Source organism: Pantoea sp. 18069 (genome assembly GCF_902706035.1).
In the GTDB taxonomy this organism is placed as follows: Bacteria; Pseudomonadota; Gammaproteobacteria; order Burkholderiales; family Burkholderiaceae_C; genus Comamonas.
Genome location: NZ_CACSJA010000009.1, coordinates 71718 through 94183 on the forward strand (window position 1 = coordinate 71718; position 22466 = coordinate 94183).

Genomic DNA, 22466 nt, shown 5'->3' on the forward strand with positions numbered 1-22466 from the left:
GGCCGCAGCGGCTCAGAACGCGTGGCTCAGTCCCAGGGCCAGGCCCGTCTGGTTGACTCCAGCCAGCGGCGCGCCGCCGCCCTGGGCCGAACTCACGCTGACGGCCGACAGACCGCTGTTCTTTACATGGCCTAGCGACGCATAGACGGCGGTGCGCTTTGACAGCGCATAGGTGCTCTTGACCGCGAGCAACTGGGCCTTGTTGTCGGCGTTCTTGAACTTGAGCTGCGAGTACTGGGCATCGAAGCGCCAGGCGCCGACCGGGTAGCTCGCGCCCAGCCACCACAGGCCGCTTTGTGGCATGCTGGCGCTGCCGTCGTTCTTGCGCTGCATATAGCCCGCGCCGAGCTTGAGGTGGTCCAGCTTCAGGTAGGCATTGGCCAGGCTGCGCCGGTCATGTTGGTCGGCGCGCACCAGTCCCGCAAAGGCCCCCGTGCCGCCGGCCTGGTTGTCATGCGCCAGCGCCGCACCCCAGGTGGGCGTGTCGTACTTGGCCATCAACGACCAGGCGCGGCAGGCCTGGCTGTCGGCAGCGTTTTCGCCCGCGCAGTTGGCTCCGGCAATGCTGGGGCCGGCATTCACGCTGTCGCGCCCGAAGCTGTAGGTCGCGCCCAGCGTCAGGCCGGCAAACGTGCCTTTGTAGGCCAGGGCGTTGTCGGCGCGCGCATTGGGAAAGTAGCTGTCCAGGCTCGAGTTGCCGTGCAGGTTGGGGCCCATGATGTCGGCGTCCAGATTGCTCCAGAAAATCATGTTGTATTGGCGCCCCAGGCTGGCCGAGCCCCAGGGGCCGCTGAGCCCGACAAATGCCTGGCGCCCGAAGCCGCGGCCGCCCTGGCCCAGGGTGCCGCTATCGGGGCTGAAGCCCATTTCCAACACGAAGTCGGCCTTGAGGCCATGGCCCAGGTCTTCACGGCCGCGAAAGCCCAGGCGCGATGCACCTGCGCCCGTGAGCGCTCCCATGCGGCTGACGTTGGCGCGCGTGGCGCCGACATGCGTGAGGTATTCCACGGCGGTGTCGATGGAGCCATAGACCGTGACCGAGGATTGCGCGATGGCTGCGGCGCTGAGTCCACAAAGGGCGGCGGCCCCGGCGATTTGCTTGAACATAGGTTTCTCTCCAGAATGCATTGAGGGTTGTTTCGGTGTCGAACAGGGGGCAGGTGCGAGGGGGCGGGGCTCCTTTCAGGCGCGCGCCTGCGCACAGGGCGCGGATGCCCTGTGGGGGAAGTTGGGTGAGGGGACCGCCCGTCAGCGGCCGAGGTCCGGCTGCGCCGCGCAGGCGGCCTCAGACGCCGAGGTAGTCATGCCAGAGCTGGCGGTTGGCATTGAGCTCATCGGAGTTGCCCTGCCAGACCGCATGGCCGCGCTCCAGGATCACATGGCGGTCGGCCAGGCCGACCAGCCGGTGCACGTATTTGTCCACCACCAGAATGGTCTGGCCCGCGGCCTTGAGCGTTGCCAGGCAGCGCCAGATCTCCTCGCGGATCACGGGTGCCAGGCCTTCCGTGGCCTCGTCCAGTATCAGCAGGCGCGGGTTGGTGGACAGCGCACGGCCTATGGCCAGCATCTGCTGCTCGCCGCCCGACAACTGGTTGCCCATGTTGCCCGCGCGTTCCTTGAGCCGCGGAAATACCTGGTAGATGCGCTCCAGGTCCCATTCGTCCTTCTGGCCGTTGCGGTTGGCGGCAAAAGCCAGCAGGTGCTCCTGCACGGTCAGATTGGGAAAGCACTGGCGCCCTTCGGGCACGATGGCGATGCCCAGGCGCGCGATTGCATCCGGGCGCATGCCGTGCGTCGACTGGCCGTCGAACCGAATCTCGCCCTGGCGCAGCGGCAGCGCGCCTATCAGGGTCTTGATGGTGGTGCTCTTGCCCATGCCATTGCGCCCGAGCAGCGTCACGACCTCCTGCGGCCGGATCTGGAAATCGATGCCGAACAGCACCTGGCTCGCGCCGTAGCCGGCCTGCAGTCCGCTGCATTCGAGCAGGGGGGGATTGGTGTTGCTCATGCCGCGGCCTCCATGGCGTCTGCTTCGCTGCCCAGATAGACTTCCTGGACCTGGGGGTTGGCCTTGATTTCCTGGGCCGTGCCACAGGTCAGCACCTTGCCGTAGACCAGCACCGAGATGCGGTCAGCCAACTGGAACACGGCGTCCATGTCGTGTTCTATCAGCAGGATGGCCATATCCTGGCGCAGGCTGCGGATCAGCCGCACCATCTCCGCCGACTCGACCGGCCCCATGCCAGCCATGGGTTCGTCGAGCAGCAGCAGCTTGGGGCGCGCGGCGATCGCCAATGCCACATCGAGCTTGCGCTGCGCGCCATGCGGCAAGGTGCCGGCCGTGCGCAGCCATTCGCTTTCGAGATGCACGCGCCGCGCCAGGTCGCGCGCCTGTGCGTGCAGCGCGGCATCGCGGTCGCGGCTGCGCAGCATGCGAAAGCTCGAGCCCGCATGCGCCTGCACTGCCAGCAGCAGGTTCTCGCCCACGCTTTGCTGCGGGAAGATGCTGGTCACCTGGAAGCAGCGCGACAGCCCGCAGGCCACGCGCCGGTGCGGCGGCAGGCCGGTCAGCTCCACACCGTCGAGCACCAGCGTGCCTGCGTCTGCGCTCAGCAGACCGGAGATCAGGTTGACCAGCGTGGACTTGCCCGCGCCGTTAGGCCCGATCAGCGCATGCACTTCGCCGCGGTCGACGGCAAAGCTCACATGGTCGGTGGCCAGCAAGGCACCGAAGCGTTTGACCAATTGGTTGGCAACAAGCAGGCTCATGCCTTGGCCTTTCTGGACAGCAGTGCCGCCACACCTTTGGGCGCCAGAAACACCACGGCAATCAGCAGCAGCCCCAGCGGGGCATGCCGATAGTCGGTGTACTGGCGCAAGATTTCCTCGGAGATCAACCAGATTGCGACGCCCAGCGGCGCGCCAAAGCGCCGCCCCACGCCGCCGATGACGACCATCACGATGAGCAGTGCCGACTGGCTCCAGTGCATCAGCGAGGGGCTCACAAACGCGTTCTGCGTGGCCATCAGCGCGCCCGACAGGCTGGCCACACCCCCGGCCACGGCAAACGCGCAGAGCTTGAGCAGGTAGCTGGGGTAGCCCAGGGCCTGCATGCGCGTTTCGTTGTCGCGTATGCCTTCGAGCGCACGGCCGAAATGCGACACCTCCAGGCGTGCGAGCAGCACGAACACCAGCACCAGCGCCGCGAGCGCGACCCAGTACAGCGCCGCCCCGCTCGCGGCCAGGCCGCCCGCATCGTTCGCCATCAGCAGCAGCGGCGCATACAGCGTATAGCCGTCGTCGCCGCCGTATTGGCGCAGGGACACGGCCAGGTAGTACAGCATCTGCGCGAACGCCAGCGTGATCATGATGAAGTACACGCCCCGGGTGCGCAGCGCGACCGCGCCGATGACGGTGGCCATCAGCACGCCGGCGAGCATGGCCAGCCCCCAGATGGGCAGCGCGAGCGTCCAGCCCGCATCGGCGGCCATGGCCACCACATAGGCGCCCACGCCGACAAAACCCGCGTGGCCGAGCGCAACCAGGCCTACGCGGCCGATCAGGAAATTCAGGCTCAGCGCGGCCAGCGAGACGATCATCAGCCGCCCCAGAAAGCCCACGTAATAGCCCAGGTCCCATTGCGGGGCCAGCAGCGGAAACGCGGCCAGCGTGAGCACCAGGGCGGCCGCTGCGGCTACGGGCAGCCACGCCGGGGTGGAAGAAAGAGCGGAAGGGGGAGGATGCATCAGGTTCTCACTCATACGCGTGCAGGGAAAAGGCCGGAAGGCTTGAAGACCAGCACGCCGGCCATCAGCATGTACATGGCGATGCTGGAGACGGCGGGGCCGATGTCGGCGGCCAGCGTGGGCGACAGGGTTTCGCGCAGCAGCGGGGGCAGGAAGGCGCGGCCCGCGGTGTCGACCATCCCGACCAGCATGCTGGCCACGAACGCCCCGCGCACCGAGCCTATGCCGCCGATGACGATGACCACCAGCGCCGGAATCAGGATCGCTTCGCCCATGCCCACGGCCACGGCGCTGATCGGCGCCATGAGCGCACCGGCGATCGCCGCCAGCGCCGCACCCAGGCCGAACACCAGCGTGAAGATCTTGGACACCTGCACGCCCATGAACTCGGCCATGGCGCGGTTGGAGGCGCCGGCGCGCACCAGCATGCCCAGCCGCGTGTGGTTGACGAGCCAGTACAGCCCGGCCGCGATCAGCAGCCCTGCGCCCAGGATCAGCAGGCGGTAGGACGGATAGGGCACGAAGCCCAGCAGGTTCACGGGGCCGGACAGGGCTGCGGGCGTGGGCGCCATGATGGGCGAAGGCCCCCAGAGGAACTTGACCACGTCGTCGGCGATCAGTACCACGCCGAACGTGGCCAGCACCTGGGACAGGTGGTCACGCTGGTAGAGCCGGCGCACCAGGCAGGCCTCGAGCACGATGGCCAGCACGAAAGTCGCGGCCACGGCGATCAGCACGGCGCCGACGAAGGAGCCCGACTGCGCATGCACCGTGGCCGAGACATAGCCGCCGGCCATGAACAGCGAGCCATGGGCCAGGTTCAGCGTGTCCATGATGCCGAACACCAGGGTCAGCCCCGCGGCCAACAGGAACAGCATGAAGCCGTAGCCCAGCCCGTTGAAGACTTGCTCCAGGAAAAAAGTCGCATCCATCGGTGCTCCCTTTCAGTGGCGGGGGCTCATTTCATCGCGCATTGCGCGACGAACGAATCCTGGTGCGCGGTCAGCAGCTTGCCGGGCTGCAGCAGATTGGTGATGCGGCCGCTCGCGTCCTTGCCGACTTGGCGCAGGTAGTAGTCCTGCACCAGGAACTGGTTGCTGCCGTACTTGACGGGGCCGCGCACCGAGTCGAAGGACGCGGTCTTGATCGCCTTGACCACGGCCGCGCGGTCGCCGAGCTTGCCGCCCAGCGTCTTCACGGCCGCGTCCATGTTCATCACCACGTCGTAGGCAAAGGCCGCATACAGCGAGGGATAGCGGCCGTCATAGGCCTTGCGGTACTCGGTGACGAAGCGCTTGTTGGCCGGGTTGTCCAGATCGTGCGCATACGAGGAGGGGTTGAACAATCCGAGCATGGGCGCGCCCACGGCCGCAATGATGTCCTCGTCGGCCGTGAAGGGCGAGGAAATCAGCGCGATGTCCTTGCTCAGGCCTGCGGCCATGAACTGCTTGATGAAGTTGATGCCCATGCCGCCCGGCTGGAAGATATAGATGGCATCGGGCTTGAGCGCGCGCAGTTGCGCGAGTTCGGCGGCGAAATCCAGCTGACCCACCTTGGTGTAGATCTCGTCGGCCACGGGCTGCTTGTACAGGCGCTTGAAGCCATGGATGGCATCCTTGCCTGCGGGGTAGTTCGGGGCCAGGGCCACGACTTTGCGGTAGCCCTTGCTGGCAGCATACTGGCCCGCGGCTTCGTGCATGGCGTCGTTCTGGTAGCTGGTGCCGAAGAAGTAGGGGTTGCATTGCGCGCCCGCGAACTGGCTGGGGCCGGCGTTGGGCGAAAGGTAGGGCACCTTGGCGGCGAACAGCGCTGGGCCCACGGCCAGCGCCACGTTCGAGGCGACAGGGCCGGTGAACAGGTCGATCTTGTCGCGCTGCACCATGCGGTCCACGAGCTGGCGCGCCTGCTCTGGGTTGCCGGCCATGTCCGCCTGAATGAACTGGGCGGGCACGCCGCCGAGCTTGCCATCGAGCAGCTTGACCGCGAGGTTGATGCCGTCGCGCACATCGGCACCCGGGGCCGCGAACGGCCCCGAAATGTCCAGGGCCACGCCGACCTTGATGGGCGTAGTCTGCGCCTGGGTCAGCGTGGCGAGGCTGCCCAGAACGACGGCAGCGACCAGGGAACGGGAGGAGGAAGCGAACATGGAAACCCCTAGGATGAGAGAAATGGATGCAGCGCGGCTGCGCCTGCGCAATGTGCTTGCTTTTGCATGAGCACATGGCATGCCGGTCCGGAGGTCCGGCGATCTGGCGGCCTCAGTGCGCGGCCACGCCGACTTCGACACGCCCGGCCACCACGCGCACGGGAAACGTGCGCACCGCTTCGGTGACCGGGGCCTTGCAGGGGGCGCCCGTCTGGATGTCGAACGTGCCCTGGTGCAGCGGGCACTCGACGCAGCCGTCCTCGACCCAGCCGTCGGACAGCTTGGCGGCGCCATGCGTGCACAGGTCGTAGAGACCGAACAGGTCTTCGCCCTGGCGGAACACCGCCACCGGCAGGCCCTGGGCCACGACCGGCCAGACTGCGCCGTCCGGGAAGTCCTCGGGTTCGCCGACATCGCACCAGTTCAGGTCTTGCATCACTTGTGTCATGGTCTGCTCCTCAGATCGGTGTCGCGAGCAGGGTCTGCACGCGCGACGTGTCATAGATCACGCGCTTGGCGCGATAGCGCCAGACACCGTCCTGCAGCACGACTTCGTCGTGGTAGCAGCCGGCCTGGTAGACCGAGGATTCGCCGCTCAGGCCGGTGATGACCACCACATAGCTCGACTGCGCGAACACCACGCCGTCCTGCTGGCCGGTGATCACCAGGCCCGAGGTCATGTGGCGGTAGGTATGGCCTTCGAAGATGTTGGCGTGGCGCAGCGACAGCACGCGGTCGCGCAGCATCTTCTGGTTGCGGCAGTAGATGACCGGTGCCGGCAGGCCGGCATCGACGTTTTCCTTGGGAATGATTTCGTAGCGGCAGTCGGCCGTGAAGAAGTCCGGCCACTCCTCGAGGCGATCGTTGTCCAGGGCGCTGATGTAGCGCTGCTGCAGTTCCAGCAGCGCGAGCCAGGTGCCATCGGTCAGGAAAGTGTTGCTCATGGCTCAATACCCCATCAGTTGCTGGTAGCCCACCCAGAACCTGCGGATCAGGTTTTCGGTGATCACGGTGTCGGTCTGGTCGGATGCGCCCATGGCGATATAGGAATGCTTGTCGCCGTCGCGCGCCGTGCCGCGCTGCACCAGCTCTGTGGCTTCCGTGTCTTCCATCGAGATATAGCCCGCGGGGCCGACCAGATTGGCCTGCAGCAGGCGCATCTCGCGCATCTCCGGGGTGTCGTCGGCATAGCCGAAGAAATGGAAGATCAGCTCGAAGTTGTTCGGTCCTTTGGGCAGCAGTTGGCGTGCGACCAGCGTGTTGTGGATCTGCTGGATCACCAGTTGCGGGAAGATGGGCTGGATATGGTTGGTGGTCATTTCCTCGAACTCCTGGATCTGGCCCAGCAGTTCGGGGTCTTCTAGCGCAAAGCCCGAATCCATGGAGCGGATGTTCTGCGCCGCGTAGGCCGCGGCGGTATCGGCATCCTGCTCGGGCTTGGTCACGGTGATGATGCTGTGCAGGCCGTGGCTGGCATCGGGAATCGAGCGCGCCTTCATGCCCACGCGGAAGATGTTGAACGTGGTGTGGAACAGGTGCAGCAGGCTGGCGTGGTAGGGGTCTTTGACGTTCTCCAGGTACAGCTTCCAGTTCGACTTGGAGTACTGGCGCGTGCAGCCCAGGAAGACGATGGGCTTGTGGAAGATGCGGTCTATCCAGGGGCGCATCTCGGCGCCGAGGTAGTCGGGCAGCGCCGGCGTGTCGTCGCGGAAGGTCGCAAACAGCAGGCCCTTGTAGCTGTCCACGCGCAGCTTCTGCAGGCTGTGCTCCTCGGGCTTGAAGTCCTTGGGCATGCCGACCATGCCTTTTTGCCCGCGGCGAAACGGCACGCCCTGCAGGTCGCCGTTGGCCGCAAAGCTCCATTGGTGGTAGACGCAGGTGTGCGAGGCCGCATTGCCGCGCTTTTCACGGCAGACCATGGCCCCGCGGTGGGCGCAGCGGTTGACCCAGCAGGCCAGGCCTTCGGCGGTGCGCGTGACCACCACCGGGGTGTCGCCGACAAAAGTCGACTTGAAGTCGCCGACTTCGGGAATTTCGGCTTCCAGGCCGAGGAAGTTCCAGATCGGGCCGCGGAAGATTCGCTCCTGCTCGCGTTCGTAGACTTCCTGTGAACTGAACACGCGGTATGGAACTTCGGAGCCATTGGCCTGGGGGAAATGCACCGCCCGGCCCAGGGGTGTGGGGGCGCTCATGGCTTGCTCTAGCATGGCAGGCTCCTGTGGGAATGAAGATGCTTCAGTCTAGAATTCGGCCGCGACGCTGACTATCCGCGCCCGGCAGATCACGCTGCGCGTCTTGTCCGTTTCTTGTAGCCGCGCGCGGGTGCTGGTGCTCCCGCAAGCGACAACGCCGGGCCGGGCGCAAGGCCCGGTCCGGCGTTGGAATGGCGCTGGCGGGCGTGCCGCTCAGTGCATAGGGCGTGCGGTCTGGCTGGGCAGCTCGCCAAAGCGTTCGCGGTAATAGGCAGAAAACCGCCCCAGGTGGCCAAAGCCGTGGAGCAGCGCCGCGTCGGTCACGCTGGCCTGCTGCTGGGCCAGCAGAAAGCTGCGTGCCGCGTCCAGCCGCAGCAGGCGCAACTGCTCCATGGGCGAGACACCGTGGTGCTTGAGGCTCAGCGTATGCAGGGAACGGACGCTCACACCGGCCGCCTTGGCCAAGTCGATGAGGCCGATGGGCGCGCCCAGCCGCGTGCGCATATAGGCGTCCATGGCCTCGAGGCGCTGCTGCTCCAGGTCCTGAACCTGCTGCTGGCGGTCGGGCGGCTGTGGTGCCGGTGCGGGGGCATGGGCTTCGCCGTGCTGCACCAGCAGGTAGGAGGCCACCGCATGCTCGAAGTGATGGATCCAGTTGCCTGCAAGCGCGCTGTCGCCACTGATGCCTCCGATGCCTCCGATACCGCCTGGGCCGTGCGTGGCCAGCAGCAGCAACTGGATCAGCGTGGCCCACTGGTGCTCGGCGGTGGGCGATGACAGCGCGACCGAAGGCAATTGGGCCATGGGATCGTTGCCCGGGCTGCAGGCGCGCAGCATGCTGCCCGGAATCTTGACGATCAACTGCTCCGAGTCCTCCTGCCAGTGCATGCGCAGGTCCTTGCGCGGTGCCAGCAGCGCCGAGCGGCCGGGCGCGAGCGCGACGCGCTTGCCATCGGATTCAATCTCCGCCATGCCTTTGAGCGTGAGGTGCAAAAGTGCAAAGTCATCGAATGGCCGGGGCGTGATTTCGATCTCGGCGCCATAGCGCAGCATCACCACGCTGAGTTCGCTGGCGCGCGCCCGGTACATCACGGTGTCGACCGTGCCGCGTTTCCAGCGCAGGTTGTGCTCCGAGAACTCCTGCGCCACGCGCATGTGGGATTCCTGGGGCTCCCGGGAGCTGAACAGGCAACTGCGGTACAGCGGCGCCAGGTCCAGCCGCGCGCCGGAGCTGAATGTCATGGGCAAGGCAGGCATCGTGGTCTCGTGCTCCACCGGGTAGGCAAGCCCGCCGATGGGCGTTGGTTGGAATGCTTGAATTAGAGCAAGGCCCGTGCCAACAGAAAACCTCAGATGAACGCTGTTTGAGTGCGAATCGGCGCCATTCAGTGTAGGACTGCACCGAATTGGTCAACGTTCTTCCCAAGGGCGGTGCAGCGGCATTGCACGCGAAAGAGTTCAAACGGCGGAATGCCGGCCTATCCACAGGCGAAACGGCAGCAACAGCAAAACGCCCATCGCCAGCTTCACGCCCAGATCGCCGATCGCCCAGGTGACCCAGGGCCGGTCTTCGCCGGCAAAGGCGATGCTCCAGAAAACGGCCGTGTCGAGCACGGCGGCCAGCAGCGTCGCGACCAGGGGCGCACGCCACCAGAGGCCGCGGCGCAGCCGGTGAAAGACATGGATGTCCAGCAACTGCGAGCAGGCAAAGGCCAGGCCCGAGGCCAGCGCAATGCGCGCCGGCGCGAGCAGCAGCGAGGCGGCGACCGCGACGGCAAAGCCCACATAGGCAATGCGCCGCGCATGCGCCGGGCCATGGGCGCGGTTGGCGAGTTCGCTGACAAGAAAGGCGAACGGGTAGGTGATCGCTCCCCAGGTCAGCCAGTCGTTGATCGCGTGCTGCACCAGGATGTTGGAGGCCAGCACCACCGCCGCCATGGCCAGTGCGCCCTGGGCCAGCGCGCGCCGCGTGGGCGCGGTGAAAGTATGGGCGTAAGTCATCTCAGTTATCTACGGCGCTTGGTGTGAATCCGTGGTCTATAGAACCGGCGCGTCGCAGGCGGGGGGCAGCGAGGAAGGGCCGCCCCGCACCGAGGCTGCCGTCCCTGGCCGGGCGCCCCCCTCCACCGAAGGATGAGAGGGGGAAGCCGGGGCCCGCCTAGGGCGCAGCGGCTCAGGGGGTGCTTTGTTTCAGCGGCGGCTGGCGGGTACGGGCAGGCCCAGTATCTGCCGTGCCACGGCCTCGGCCACGCGTATGCCGTCGACGCCGGCCGACAGAATGCCGCCCGCATAGCTCGCGCCTTCTCCGGCCGGGTAGAGGCCGCGCGTGTTGAGGCTTTGGTAGCTGTCGTCGCGGCCCATCTTGAGCGGCGACGAGGTGCGTGTTTCCACGCCCGTGAGCAGCGCATCGGGCATGTCGTAGCCGCGTATCTTCTTGCCGAACGCGGGCAGGGCTTCGCGCATGGCTTCGATCGCATAGGCGGGCAGCGCCGCCTGCAGGTCGATCAGGTTCACGCCGGGCTTGTACGAGGGCTCGACCTCGCCCAGCGCCGTCGACGGCTGGCCGGCGAGAAAGTCTTCCACGCGCTGGGCCGGGGCGTTGTAGTTGCTGCCGCCGAGCACATAGGCGCGCGACTCGAGCTGGCGCTGCAGCACGATGCCCGACAGCGGGTGGAATTCGCCGTCGGCGAGGTTTTCCACGCCATAGGTCCGGCCGTCGAAGGCCGCGGCAAAGGCCTGCGCCGTGTGCGGGAAGTCTGGCGGGTCTATGGCCACGACCATGCCGGCGTTGGCATTGCGCTCGTTGCGCGAGTACTGGCTCATGCCGTTGGTCACCACGCGTTCGGGCTCGCTGGTCGCGGCGACGACGGTGCCGCCCGGGCACATGCAAAAGCTGTAGACCGCGCGGCCGTTGGCGGCGTGGTGCACCAGCTTGTAGTCGGCCGCGCCCAGCAGCGGGTGGCCTGCGTGGCGGCCCCAGCGCGCGCGGTCGATCACGCTTTGCGGGTGCTCGATGCGAAAGCCGATGGAGAAGGGCTTGGCTTCCATGCTCACGCCGCGCTCGTAGAGCCGGGCAAAGGTGTCGCGCGCGCTGTGGCCCAGCGCAATCACGACCTGCGAGGCCGCGAGTTCGCTGCAGCTGTCGGTGGCCAGGTCGCGCACCACCAGGCCGCGGATGCGGCGCTGGCGGCGCATGTCTGCGTCGTCGTGGCTGTCTTCGCTGTCGAACAGCACGTCTTCGACGCGCTGGCTGAAGCGCACCTCACCGCCCAGCGCGATGATCTGCGCGCGGATGTTTTCCACCACCTTGACCAGCTTGAACGTGCCGATGTGCGGGTGGGCCGCGTAGAGGATTTCGGGCGGCGCGCCCGCGTCCACGAACTCCTGCATGACCTTGCGGCCCAGGTGGCGCGGATCCTTGATCTGGCTGTAGAGCTTGCCGTCCGAGAACGTGCCCGCGCCGCCTTCGCCGAACTGCACGTTCGACTCGGGGGTGAGCGCGCGCTTGCGCCACAGGCCCCAGGTGTCCTGTGTGCGTTCGCGCACTTCCTTGCCGCGTTCGAGCACGATGGGCTTGAAGCCCATTTGCGCCAGCGCCAGCGCCGCGAAGATGCCGCAGGGGCCAAAGCCCACCACGACCGGGCGCTGGGCGAGATCGGCCGGGGCCTGGCCCACGGGCTTCCAGGCCATGTCGGGCGTGGGGTTCACATGCGGGTGTGACTCGAACTGCGCGAGCAGCGCGGCTTCCTGAGCGGGATCGGCGAGTTCGAGGTCGACGATGTAGACCGCCTGCAGGTCGGCCTTGCGCGCATCGAAGCTGCGCTTGAACACCTGCAGCGCGCCGAGTTCGGCCGGCGCTATCCCGAGCAGCTGCGCCGCGAGCGTGCGCAGCCTGGCCTCGGGGTGGAATTCAGTGTGGTTCTCGGGATCGAAAGTGATCGCCGACAGGGGGAGTTTGAGTTCTGCGATACGTATCATGGCTCGGATCTATCAAGCAAGCCGGCGATGGTAAGGCAAATGCGCGAATGGCTGAACCCGCGTGGGCGGCGACCCTGGCTGGCGATCGGATTAGGCCCGCCAGGGTGTGCGTTCACAAAGGCCCGTCCATGGGCTCGCCCAGGAAGCCGCCGCTCTGGTGGGCCCACAGCCGCGCGTAGACGCCGCCGAGCTGCAGCAGCTGCTGGTGCGTGCCTTCCTCGACGATGCGGCCCTTGTCCATGACGATCAGTCGGTCCATCGCGGCAATCGTCGACAGCCGGTGGGCGATGGCGATCACGGTCTTGCCTTCCATGACCTTGTAGAGGCTTTCCTGGATCGCGGCCTCGACTTCGGAGTCGAGCGCGCTGGTTGCTTCGTCGAGCAGCAGAATAGGTGCGTTCTTGAGCATCACGCGCGCGATGGCCACGCGCTGGCGCTGGCCCCCCGAGAGCTTGACGCCGCGTTCGCCGACCTGGGCGTCCAGGCCCTGGTGGCCGTGGCGGTCATTGAGCTGGGCGATGAAGTCGGCGGCCTCGGCGCGCGCGATCGCGGCCTGCAGATCGGCTTCGCTGGCGTCGGGTCGGCCGTAGAGGATGTTGTCGCGCATGGAGCGGTGCAGCAGCGAGGTGTCCTGCGTCACCATGCCTATCGCCTGGCGCAGGCTGTCCTGCGTGACCTGGGAGATGTCCTGGCCGTCGATCAGGATGCGGCCCGCGCGCAGGTCGTGAAAGCGCAGCAGCAGGTTGACCAGCGTCGACTTGCCCGCGCCCGAGCGGCCGATCAGGCCTATGCGCTCGCCGGGGCGTATCGTGAGGTTGAGCTGCTCCATCACGGCCTTGCCGTCGCGGTAGCCGAACGACACGTTGTCGAACACGACTTCGCCGCGCGTGACCTGCAGCGGCCGGGCATCGGCCGCGTCGCGCACGGTCGGCGGATGGGTCAGCGTGTTGATGCCGTCCTGTATCGTGCCCACGCTTTCGAACAGGCTGGTCATTTCCCACATCACCCAGCGCGCATGGCCCGAGATGCGCAGCGCCATCGCCGTGACGGCGGCCACCGCGCCCGCGCCCACCTGGCCCTGCATCCACAGCCACAGCGCCAGGCCGCTGCTGCCGAGAATCAGCAGCACGATCAGCACATGGTTGGCGATTTCAAACTGGCTCACCAGGCGCATCTGCGCGTTGCCCGTGAGGCGGAAAGCCTCCATCGCCGAGCGCGCGAATTCGGCTTCGCGGCGCGTGTGCGCGAACAGCTTGACGGTGGCGATGTTGGTATAGGCGTCGGTGATGCGCCCGGTCATCTGCGAGCGCGCGTCGGCCTGGGCCTTGCCCACGGCGCCCAGCCGCGGCACGAAGTAGCAGCAGGCGCCGATATACGCCGCGGTCCACAGCAGCAGCGGCACCAGCAGCCAGGTGTCGAAGCCCGCGGCCAGCACCATCATGGTCACGAGATAGACCGTCATGCCGACAACGATGTCGGTGGTGGTGAAGATCATGTCGCGCACGGCCAGCGCGGTCTGCATGATCTTGGTGGTGATGCGGCCCGCGAATTCGTCGGCGTAGAACGCCATGCTCTGGCCCAGCATCAGCCGGTGGAAGTTCCAGCGCAGGCGCAGCGGGAAGTTGATCGCCAGCACCTGGTGCTTGACCACCGTCTGCAGCGCGACCAGGCCAATGCTCAGCACCATGATCGCCACCAGGCCCCAGAGCGCGCCGCCTTGCTCGGCGAGCAACTGCGCGGGCTCGACGCGCGTGAGCCAGTCGACCACACGGCCCATGACGGCAAACAGCCAGGCTTCGTAGGCGGCCGTCACGGCCGCGAGCAGCGCCATGCCCAGCACATAGCCGCGCAGGCCCTGGGTGCAGGCCCAGACAAACGCCAGAAAACCCCGCGGCAGGGCCGCGGGTTCGGTTGCGGGATAGGGTGGAATGCGTTTTTCGAAGAATCCGTACAAGTTCAGTCCCTTTATTGACCTCTGATGTTAGGCCGTGGGACTGGTTCGTGGCGCTCTGGTCGGTTATTCCCTGCGCAGTGCAGGTGTTGGCTGGGGCCGTGCACAGAAAAAGCCCCCACGCTTGCCCACTGCGTGTGGCCGCTGCCCCCATGGGGCCGCTTTTTGCCTTGGGGCGGCCCAGCGGCAAAAAACAAAAAAATAGGACACCGCGCTGGCGGTGTCCTTGCTGCGGCGCGCGCGCCGGAGGTTACGTGGGCAAGAAGCCGTCGACCGACAGATAGCGTTCGCCGGTATCGTAGGAGAAGCCCAGCACGCGGCTGCCCGCTGGCAGCTCGGGCAGCTTCTGGGCAATGGCTGCAAGCGTCGCGCCCGACGAGATGCCGACCAGCGTGCCTTCCTCGCGCGCGGCGCGGCGTGCGTATTCACGCGCGGGTTCGGCTTCGACCTGGATCACGCCGTCGAGCAAGCTGGTGTCGAGGTTCTTGGGAATGAAGCCCGCGCCAATGCCCTGGATGGGGTGGGGAGCGGGGGCGCCGCCCGAAATCACGGGCGAAGCCGCGGGCTCGACCGCATAGACCTTGAGGTTGGGGAACTTGGCCTTGAGCTGGCGCGCCACGCCCGTGAGGTGGCCGCCGGTGCCGACACCGGTGATCAGCACGTCGAGGCCGTCGGGGAAGTCGGCGATGATTTCCTGCGCGGTCGTGCGTTCGTGCACTTCGACGTTGGCGGGGTTCTCGAACTGCTGGGGAATCCAGGCGCCGGGCGTCTGCGCGGCCAGTTCCTCGGCGCGGGCGATCGCGCCCTTCATGCCTTTTTCCTTGGGCGTGAGATCAAAGGTCGCGCCATAGGCGAGCATCAGGCGGCGGCGCTCTATCGACATGCTGTCGGGCATGACCAGCACCAGCTTGTAGCCCTTGACGGCCGCGACCAGGGCCAGGCCCACGCCGGTGTTGCCGCTTGTCGGTTCAATGATGGTGCCGCCGGGCTGCAGGCGGCCGGTTTTCTCCGCGTCCTCGATCATTGCCAGCGCGATCCGGTCCTTGATCGAGCCACCGGGATTGCTGCGCTCGGACTTGATCCACACCTGGGCGGCCGCGCCGAACAGGCGGTTCACGCGCACATGGGGGGTGTTTCCGATGGTTTGCAGAATGCTGTCGACTTTCATGGCATCTCCTTGGCGATGGCTTGTGTAGATCGCACATTCTGGCGCAGTTGATCTGCGTTCTGGGCATATTCTTATGCGCTGAAGGCAGGGCATTGCGACTGGGCGATAATCGCGGCGTGAAGTTCACCAGACCGCCGCTGGTGCTAGTGCCGAAAGGCCGCACTGGAGGAACGTCCGGACTGCATAGGGCAGCGTAGCAGCTAACGGCTGTCCACCGTGAGGTGAGGATCAGAGCAACAGAGACGAGCCGCTTTAGTGCGGGTGAAACGGGCAATCTCTACGCGCAGCAATACCAAGTAGGCACACGTTGACGGGGCCCCCGGAGTGTGCGGGTAGGTAGCATCGAGCTGGTTGGGCGACCACCAGCCAAGAGTAATGGCGGTCACGCGGCCGGTTTTCGCAAGAGAGCCGGCGGTGCACAGAATCCGGCTTATCGGTGGACTTCACACTTTTCATGCAAAAAGCGCCTGGCTTTCGGTCAGGCGCTTTTTCTTTTTCTAGGGCGGGACGTTCATGGTTCGACGCGCCCGGCCAGGGCAGGGCGGCTGACCACGAGCGGTTTGAGGCGAATGTTTGGGGCGAATCGAGCCGCCGCCCTGGGGGGCAGCGCCCCCCAGCGCGCAGCTACGCGAAGCGAGCAAGCGTGGGGGCTAAAATTTCTCCCAAGGCAGCAGATAGCGCCACTGGCCCTCGGGCAGCTTGGCCATCGACACCCGGCCCACGCGCAGGCGGCGCATGCTCACGACCTGCAGGTTCACGGTCGCGCACATCTCGTCGATCTTGTCGGGCCAGAAGCCCTTGATCGCAAAGCGCAGATGGGTTTCGTTCTGCCAGCTGACCTTGGCCGGCGGCAGGGGCTGGCGGTCGGCGATCAGGCCGTGGCACAGGCGCTGCAGGCCGCCTTCGGCGATCTGGCCCTTGACCCCGACCACGAGTTCCTGCTCGAGCGCGTACGCGTCTTCCTGCAGCTTGCGCGCGATGCGCGGGTCCTGGGTGTAGATCACCAGGCCGCTGCCCGGAACCGGGATGGGCAGGAAGGCGAGCTGGTCGGCGAAGTGGCGCTTGAGCACGCGCACCGGCGCGGGGGCGTCGTATTCGGCGAGGTTCTTCTCGGTCAGCAGGCTGCGTGCGCTGGGCACGCGGCCATAGGCTTCGCCCTGGGTGTAGCCCGCGGGCTTGTGCAGCAGCAGGGTCACGGGCGGTATGGCCTCGGCCTTGGCACCGGGCGCGAGCCGGACCTGCTGGTCCGCTCCGATGTGGGTGCCGGGCACGAGCACGACCTGGCCGTCGACCTGCACATGGCCGGCTTCGATATACAGCTCGGCTTCGCGGCGCGAGCAGCTTTGTTGTTCCGCCAGGCGCTTGGACAGGCGAACGGTTTCAGTTTGAGACATGCCGCAAGCCTAAGGCACGAATGCGTTCCACATGGGCCAAAAGGGATCTTTCTGCAATCGGCCAGAGCGCCTGGGGCGCATCGTCATAGGCCAGGCGCACCCAATCCTTTGGCGAGCCGTCGGGCGTGGCCTGCATGGCGCGCAGCACCTTGGCTTCGCGCGCGAGCCGGTGGGACTGCAGCCGGGCGATCACGCGGCGCGCGTCGCCGAGCACGTAGCCATGCGCGGGCAGGATGAATTCGACGCCCTGCAGCGCGCACAGCGTGTCCAGGCGTGCCAGCGAGTCGAGGTAGTCGGCCATGTTGCCGTCGGGTGGGTCGATCACCGTGGTGCTGCCGTTGAGGATATGGTCGCCGCTGAACAGCAGCGCATCTTCTTCGAGCAGGAAGCAGACATGGTTGGCCGCATGGCCGGGCGTGAAGATCGCCCGCAGGGTGTGGCTGACCGGGCCGCCGGGGCCGGTGCCGCCGAGTACCAGGCGCTCGCCGTCGACCAGCGCCTGGTCGGGCGTGAAGCGGCTTGCGGCGCGTGCCGTCGGCGCCGAGGGCAGGCCGCGGATCGCTGCCGCGGGCCGGCCGGCGGCGGCCAGCAGCGCCTGCAGCAGCGCGGCGCCGGGCGAATGGTCGGCGTGGGAGTGGGTGCAGACGATATGCCGGATGTCGCCGCCCGCGGCATCGAACAGCCGGCGCACATGTCCAGGGTCGCTCGGACCGGGGTCTATGGCGATGAAGCCGGTCAGCGCCTCGCCGACGAGATAGCTGTTCGTGCCCGGTCCGGTCATCACGCCGGCGTTGGGTGCCGTCAGGCGCAGCACATTGCGCCGCAGTGCCACGGGCTGCGTGGTCTGCCAGTCGAGCGGGTGGAAGACCTGCCCGTCGGGGCTGACCATCGCGAGCTCGCCATAGGCCGACTCGTCTTCCATGTGGCGTCGTTCCGCGCCGCCGATCAGGCCGGTGCGCGGGCAGCAGTCCCAGAGCACCTCTTCGTGCGCGAGCGCCGCGAACACCGCGTCGGTCGAGCCGAAACGGGCCAGCTTCTCGAGCGTCTTGATGGTCGGGAAGATGATGGGAAACACGCCATCGGCGAAGCGCTGCAGCGCTTCGCCCGGCGTGATCCACTGCGGCTCGAACTGCTCGCTTTCATCGGCCACGGGTGTCTGGCCTTCGGGCATGCGCGCGACGAGGAACTGCGTGGCAAAGCGCTTGGGCTGGGTGCGGTCGGCGGTCCAGTGCGCGAGTGCATGCAATGCGTCGGCGGCGAGCGTGAGCCCGCGCGCCGTGCATTGCGCGACAAACGGCGCTGCGCGGTCGAACGTCGCGATGTCGCTGGCATCGGCCATGCGGCCGTCGGCATGGCGCGCAAGCAGCACGCCGAGTTCCTCGAAGCTCTCGCGGATCGCGGCGATCGCCTGGGTCAGGTGGGCATCGCTTTGCCCGGCGCGGCGCGCGGCGGCCGCATGCGAGCGCGCGTCGAGCGCGTCGATGCCGCCGCCCGGGAACACATAGGCGCCGGGCAGAAAGCTGGCCGTGGGCGAGCGGCGCGTCATGAGCACTTCAAAGCCCCCGCCTTCACTTCGGTCGCGCAACAGCAGCGCGGTGGCTGCGGGCCGGGGATCTGCGGGGGCGCGCTGGTCGCGCAGGAGCTGGCTGGGACGGGTCATGGGGCGTGGGATTCAGGAAGAAGGGCTGGGCGCGGCGTCGGTCGGGAGGCTATTTGCCTTTGGAGTAGCCGAGCGCGACCACCAGGGCCGTGACGATGAAGAAGGCTTGCAATTCGAGGGCCCAGCCGCCCGAATTGCCAATCGACAGGAAATGCCCGGTGTGCACCAGCAGCAGCGCCACCAGCATGTTGCCGACGACGATCAGTGCCGCGGGCACGACCCACACGCCGATCAGCAACAGCAGCGGCGCGACCACTTCGCCCAGGTAGACCCCATAGGCCAGCCACGAGGGCAGGCCATGGCCCGTGACCATTTTCTCGATGCCGCCTATGCCATGCGTGATCTTCGCCCAGCCGTGGAACAGCAGCAGCAGCGCGAGCGTGATGCGCAGCAGCACCATGGCGGCGCGGGGATGGTGCAGGTGGGACCAGAAGTTCATGGGTTTCCTCGGGAGAAAAATGGATCGGATGGCAGGCCGCTGACCGGCCATTGCACAAAGAAGCGATCTTCGCTTTGTGCCACAAGAAGGTCTGCGCGACTGTTGCATGCGCGCCAATTCTGACCTGCACGGCGCGCCTGCGCTGCATGCAGGCGCGCGGCCCGCGCCGGCACAGGATTATTTCTGCTGTATCTGTAGGTCGGAAGGCAGAGCTGCAGCAGCGGTGAAACAAAGGGTGCGAACGCATCTAGGATGGCTTCAGGCCGGTGCGAAACAGGCCATCACCAGCGCTTGCGACGCCTTGCGCTGTCCGCAGGCACCGTCACCACCAAGAGGAAATTGCCATGATGTCACAGTCCGTTCGCTCTTTGTTGATCGCTGCAACCGTCGCCGTGGGCGGCGTGGCCATGCTCGGCTGCACCACCACCAGCCCCTCCGACGTGCAGGCTTCGCCGCGCGCCACCCGTGGCTCGCTCGACGCCCAGGTCGATGCCACCCTGACGCGGCTCTATGCCACCGTTCCCGGCTCGCGCGAGCTGGTGTCGAACTCCAAGGGCGTGCTGGTGTTCCCTACCGTGGTCGGCGGCAGCTTCGTGGTCGGTGCCGAGCATGGCCGCGGCGCGTTGCGCTCGGGTGAGCGCACGCTGGGCTACTACAGCACCACTGCGGCCTCGATAGGCTGGCAGGCCGGTGGTCAGTCCAAGGCCGTGATCTATGTCTTCAACACCCAGGATGCGCTCGACAAGTTCCTGCGCAGCGAAGGCTGGTCGGCAGGCGTCGATGCCACGGTGGCCGTGGGCCGCGTCGGCGCCACCGGCATGATCGATACCCAGACCGCGCAGGCGCCGGTGACGAGCTTCGTCATGACCAACGCCGGCCTTGAAGCCGGGGTATCGCTGCAGGGCGCGAAGATCTCCAAAATCAACATGTAAGCCCCCCGCCCCGAGCGTGCTGCCGCCGCTAGGGGCGGCCCGCGTTGGGGGCGTGCAGGCCTTGGACGACCCCTGTGATGGCGGCGGGGCGCGACTGCGCGGATAATCGGCGACCATGCAAATCCGCTTCACCAAGATGCAGGGCGCGGGCAATGACTTTGTCGTGCTCGATGAAACGCAGGGCCTGTGGGGCCTGTCGCCTGCCCAGTACCGCTTTCTGGCCGACCGCCACTTCGGCGTCGGCGCCGACCAGATCCTCAGCGTGCGGCCCGCGCCGGCCGAAGGCATTGATTTCGAGTACGTGATCCACAACGCCGATGGCGGCGAAGTGGAGCAGTGCGGCAATGGCGCGCGCTGCTTCGCGCGCTACGTGCACGACCGCGGCCTGACCGACAAGAAAGTGATACGCGTCAAGACCCTGTCCGGCGTGATCGCGCCCGAGCTCGCGGCCGACGGCCGGGTGCGCGTGGACATGGGCCGGCCCGAGCTGCGGCCCGAGCGCGTGCCGTTCGATACCGCAGGCCTGAAGGCGCGTTCCGAAGGCCAGGCCCAGCTTTGGCCGCTGGCGCTCGATGGCGGTGCCTCGACCCAGTGGGTCATGCCGGTGTCCATGGGCAATCCGCACGCCGTGCTCTGGGTCGACGATGTAGCCACCGCGCCCGTCGCGACGCTGGGCCCGCAGATCGAGCAGCACCCGCGCTTTCCCCAGCGCGTCAACGCCGGCTTCCTGCAGCGCGTGGGCCGCGGTGAAGTGCGGCTGCGCGTCTACGAGCGCGGCGCGGGCGAAACGCTGGCCTGCGGCACCGGCGCCTGCGCGGCCGTCGTCGCGGGCATACGCCAGGGGCTGCTCGATACGCAGGTGCAGGTGCATACGCGCGGCGGCCTGCTGAGCATTGCCTGGTCCGGAGGCGACGACGACAGCGTCTTCATGACCGGCCCCGCGACTTTTGTTTTTGACGGACAGATCGAACTTCCCGAAGCACCATGAACGACAGCACCAGCATCGACCACGCCTTGTCCACCAGCGAAGACAGCATCGCCTCCTACCTGGCCCAGGTTCCGGAATTCTTTGAACGCCATGCCGAAGTGCTGACGGGCGTGCGCCTGACCAGCGTCCATGGTCATCGCGCGGTGAGCCTGCAGGAGCGCCAGGCCGAGATGCTGCGCGACAAGATCAAGGGCCTGGAGCAGCGCATCATGGAAATGATGCGCAACAGCAGCGAGAACGCGGCGATCGCGCAGAAGATCCACCGCTGGAGCTGCGATCTCGCCGCCTGCGTAGAGACCCGCGATCTGCCCCATGCGATCACCGAAGGGCTGCGCCAGGTGTTCGACGTGCCCGAGGCCGCGATCCGGGTCTGGGATGTGGCGCCGCCGTTCGCAGGCGCGCTGTTCACCATGGGCGTGAGCAGCGATGTGAAGGCCTTTGCATCGTCGCTGACCCTGCCGTTTTGCGGTCCCAACCTGGGCTTCGAGCCCGCGGGCTGGCTCACGCGCGTCGACTCCGTGCAGTCGCTGGCCCTGCTGCCGCTGCGCGCCGGCCCGCTGAGCGCGCCTTCGCCGGCGTTCGGCATGCTGGTGCTGGGTTCGCCCGATCCGCTGCGTTTCGACGCCACCATGGGCACCGAGTTCCTGATGCGCATCGCCGAGCAGGCCAGTGCCGCGCTGGCGCGCATGCGCCCGGTCACGCGCACGCTGGCTTCGGTCTGACCATGGGACGCGCGGCGCCGGTGACCGCCATCGGCGGGGCCGCCGTGGAGGCTCCTGAGCCTAGCGTCGCGCTGCCAGCCCCCGCGCTGGCCTATCTCGAACATGTGCGCGTAGAAAAGCGGCTGGCCGCACGCACGCTGGCGCTCTACACGCTCGATCTGCACAAGCTGGTCGCGTTTGCGCAGGCGGCCCAGGTCGAGCTGCTGGCGCTGCAGGTGCCGCATATCCGGCGTTTCGCGGCGCAGATGCACAGTGGCGGGCGCAGTGCGCGCGGCATCGCGCTGATCCTCTCGGGCTGGCGCGGATTTTTCCTGTGGGCCGCGCGCCAGGGCCTGGTGCCCATGAACCCCGTGGACGGCGTGCGCGCGCCGCGCGCGCCCAAGCCGCTGCCCAAGGCGCTTGGCGTCGAAGATGCCTTGCAACTGGTCAATCATGTGAATGATGAGGGTGATGCTTGGCTGGAGGCCCGCGATGCGGCGATTGCCGAGCTGCTCTACAGCAGCGGCCTGCGCGTCGCGGAGCTGGTGGGGCTCGACGTCGCGCCCGGCCCGGACACCGAGCGCCTTGCGCGCGGCTGGATCGACTGCGCGGCCGGCGAGGCGCATGTGCTGGGCAAGGGCAGCAAGCGGCGCATCGTTCCCGTGGGCAGCGCGGCGCTGCAGGCGCTGCAAACTTGGCTGGCAGTGCGCGCCCGGCCCTTCGCTGTGCCGCAGGCGCTGGAACCTGCGCTGTTTATCGGCCGGCGCGGCGCGCGGCTCACGGCCCAGTCGGTCTGGGTGCGCCTGCGCGCACGCGCGCGCCAGGCGGGCTTGACGACATCGGTGCACCCGCATGTGCTGCGCCATTCGTTTGCCAGCCATCTGCTGCAGTCGAGCGGTAACCTGCGCGCCGTGCAGGAGCTGCTGGGCCACGCGAGCATCGCGACCACGCAGATCTATACCCGGCTCGACTTCCAGCATCTGGCACAGGCCTACGAAAACGCCCATCCGCGCGCCCGACGAAAGCGCTGAGCCGGCCCTGCGCCCTCATCCGGCATGCGCTGGCGTCCAGCGGGGCATCAACACCTCTTGAATCCACCGCTAAACTCCCCATATTCCCTGTTTCAGGCAGGGCCTGCGGTCTTGCGGGGCGTGCAGGTGCCTGTGTCCGG

Annotated in this window: 21 protein-coding genes and 1 other RNA gene; 5 read left to right on the plus strand and 17 right to left on the minus strand. The window is 67.2% G+C overall.

Translation table 11 applies throughout. The features are described from left to right. Positions 1-12: 12 nt before the first annotated feature. From GVL12_RS09495 to cysK, 14 genes are all read right to left on the minus strand, one after another. Positions 13-1107, minus strand: a complete 1095-nt coding sequence (locus tag GVL12_RS09495) for a porin (protein WP_159913212.1) — start codon at positions 1105-1107, stop codon at positions 13-15. 178 nt (positions 1108-1285) lie between these two features. Further along, positions 1286-2008 carry an ABC transporter ATP-binding protein gene (locus GVL12_RS09500; protein ID WP_159913214.1) on the minus strand — a complete coding sequence of 241 codons (723 nt, stop codon included), beginning with the start codon at positions 2006-2008 and terminating at the stop codon, positions 1286-1288. Next, on the minus strand, positions 2005-2769 hold the full coding sequence (locus tag GVL12_RS09505; protein WP_159913216.1) for an ABC transporter ATP-binding protein: 765 nt from the start codon (positions 2767-2769) through the stop codon (positions 2005-2007). The genes GVL12_RS09500 and GVL12_RS09505 overlap by 4 nt, the downstream gene beginning before the upstream one ends. Then, positions 2766-3746 (minus strand): branched-chain amino acid ABC transporter permease, encoded by a 981-nt coding sequence (locus GVL12_RS09510; RefSeq protein ID WP_200843629.1) that lies wholly within the window; start codon positions 3744-3746, stop codon positions 2766-2768. The genes GVL12_RS09505 and GVL12_RS09510 overlap by 4 nt, the downstream gene beginning before the upstream one ends. A gap of 11 nt (positions 3747-3757) precedes the next feature. Beyond that, positions 3758-4678, minus strand: coding sequence for a branched-chain amino acid ABC transporter permease (locus GVL12_RS09515; RefSeq protein WP_159913221.1), 921 nt, complete (start codon positions 4676-4678; stop codon positions 3758-3760). Between the two features lie 26 nt (positions 4679-4704). Next, the gene (locus GVL12_RS09520) at positions 4705-5892 is read right to left on the minus strand and encodes an ABC transporter substrate-binding protein (RefSeq protein ID WP_159913223.1); all 1188 of its coding nucleotides are present in this window, start codon (positions 5890-5892) and stop codon (positions 4705-4707) included. 112 nt (positions 5893-6004) lie between these two features. Then, positions 6005-6340, minus strand: coding sequence for an anthranilate 1,2-dioxygenase ferredoxin subunit AndAb (gene andAb / locus GVL12_RS09525; RefSeq protein WP_159913225.1), 336 nt, complete (start codon positions 6338-6340; stop codon positions 6005-6007). Positions 6341-6350: 10 nt separating this feature from the next. Beyond that, complete coding sequence (gene andAd, locus GVL12_RS09530; protein WP_159913227.1) at positions 6351-6836, minus strand: anthranilate 1,2-dioxygenase small subunit AndAd; 486 nt, start codon at positions 6834-6836, stop codon at positions 6351-6353. 3 nt (positions 6837-6839) lie between these two features. Further along, on the minus strand, positions 6840-8084 hold the full coding sequence (gene andAc, locus GVL12_RS09535) for an anthranilate 1,2-dioxygenase large subunit AndAc (protein WP_235033839.1): 1245 nt from the start codon (positions 8082-8084) through the stop codon (positions 6840-6842). A 213-nt stretch (positions 8085-8297) separates the two neighbouring features. Continuing rightward, on the minus strand, positions 8298-9326 hold the full coding sequence (locus GVL12_RS09540) for an AraC family transcriptional regulator (protein WP_159913231.1): 1029 nt from the start codon (positions 9324-9326) through the stop codon (positions 8298-8300). Positions 9327-9542: 216 nt separating this feature from the next. Next, positions 9543-10085 carry a VUT family protein gene (locus tag GVL12_RS09545; RefSeq protein ID WP_159913233.1) on the minus strand — a complete coding sequence of 181 codons (543 nt, stop codon included), beginning with the start codon at positions 10083-10085 and terminating at the stop codon, positions 9543-9545. Between the two features lie 189 nt (positions 10086-10274). After that, positions 10275-12062, minus strand: a complete 1788-nt coding sequence (locus GVL12_RS09550; RefSeq protein ID WP_159913235.1) for an NAD(P)/FAD-dependent oxidoreductase — start codon at positions 12060-12062, stop codon at positions 10275-10277. A 112-nt stretch (positions 12063-12174) separates the two neighbouring features. Next, positions 12175-14016, minus strand: a complete 1842-nt coding sequence (locus GVL12_RS09555) for an ABC transporter ATP-binding protein (protein WP_159913237.1) — start codon at positions 14014-14016, stop codon at positions 12175-12177. A gap of 247 nt (positions 14017-14263) precedes the next feature. Next, a complete protein-coding gene (gene cysK / locus GVL12_RS09560) occupies positions 14264-15181 on the minus strand; it encodes a cysteine synthase A (RefSeq protein WP_159913239.1) in 918 nt (305 codons plus the stop codon). A 118-nt stretch (positions 15182-15299) separates the two neighbouring features. Between cysK and rnpB the strand changes: the two genes are divergently transcribed. After that, an RNA gene (gene rnpB / locus GVL12_RS09565) (RNase P RNA component class A) lies at positions 15300-15630 on the plus strand. A 201-nt stretch (positions 15631-15831) separates the two neighbouring features. Here rnpB and GVL12_RS09570 read toward each other — a convergent pair. From GVL12_RS09570 to GVL12_RS09580, 3 genes are read right to left on the minus strand one after another with little or no spacing between them, the layout of a single operon-like run. After that, a complete protein-coding gene (locus GVL12_RS09570; RefSeq protein WP_159913241.1) occupies positions 15832-16575 on the minus strand; it encodes an RNA pseudouridine synthase in 744 nt (247 codons plus the stop codon). Further along, positions 16562-18235 carry an MBL fold metallo-hydrolase gene (locus tag GVL12_RS09575; protein WP_159913243.1) on the minus strand — a complete coding sequence of 558 codons (1674 nt, stop codon included), beginning with the start codon at positions 18233-18235 and terminating at the stop codon, positions 16562-16564. The genes GVL12_RS09570 and GVL12_RS09575 overlap by 14 nt, the downstream gene beginning before the upstream one ends. A 49-nt stretch (positions 18236-18284) precedes the next feature. After that, on the minus strand, positions 18285-18674 hold the full coding sequence (locus GVL12_RS09580; protein ID WP_159913245.1) for a DoxX family protein: 390 nt from the start codon (positions 18672-18674) through the stop codon (positions 18285-18287). Positions 18675-19018: 344 nt separating this feature from the next. Between GVL12_RS09580 and GVL12_RS09585 the strand changes: the two genes are divergently transcribed. The 4 genes from GVL12_RS09585 (at position 19019) to GVL12_RS09600 (ending at position 22326) form a co-directional block, all read left to right on the plus strand. After that, positions 19019-19606 carry a YSC84-related protein gene (locus GVL12_RS09585; RefSeq protein ID WP_159913247.1) on the plus strand — a complete coding sequence of 196 codons (588 nt, stop codon included), beginning with the start codon at positions 19019-19021 and terminating at the stop codon, positions 19604-19606. A gap of 121 nt (positions 19607-19727) precedes the next feature. Beyond that, positions 19728-20594 carry a diaminopimelate epimerase gene (dapF, locus tag GVL12_RS09590; RefSeq protein ID WP_200843644.1) on the plus strand — a complete coding sequence of 289 codons (867 nt, stop codon included), beginning with the start codon at positions 19728-19730 and terminating at the stop codon, positions 20592-20594. Next, positions 20591-21316 (plus strand): DUF484 family protein, encoded by a 726-nt coding sequence (locus GVL12_RS09595; protein ID WP_159913251.1) that lies wholly within the window; start codon positions 20591-20593, stop codon positions 21314-21316. The genes dapF and GVL12_RS09595 overlap by 4 nt, the downstream gene beginning before the upstream one ends. A gap of 2 nt (positions 21317-21318) precedes the next feature. After that, on the plus strand, positions 21319-22326 hold the full coding sequence (locus GVL12_RS09600) for a tyrosine recombinase XerC (RefSeq protein ID WP_159913253.1): 1008 nt from the start codon (positions 21319-21321) through the stop codon (positions 22324-22326). Positions 22327-22466: the final 140 nt, after the last annotated feature.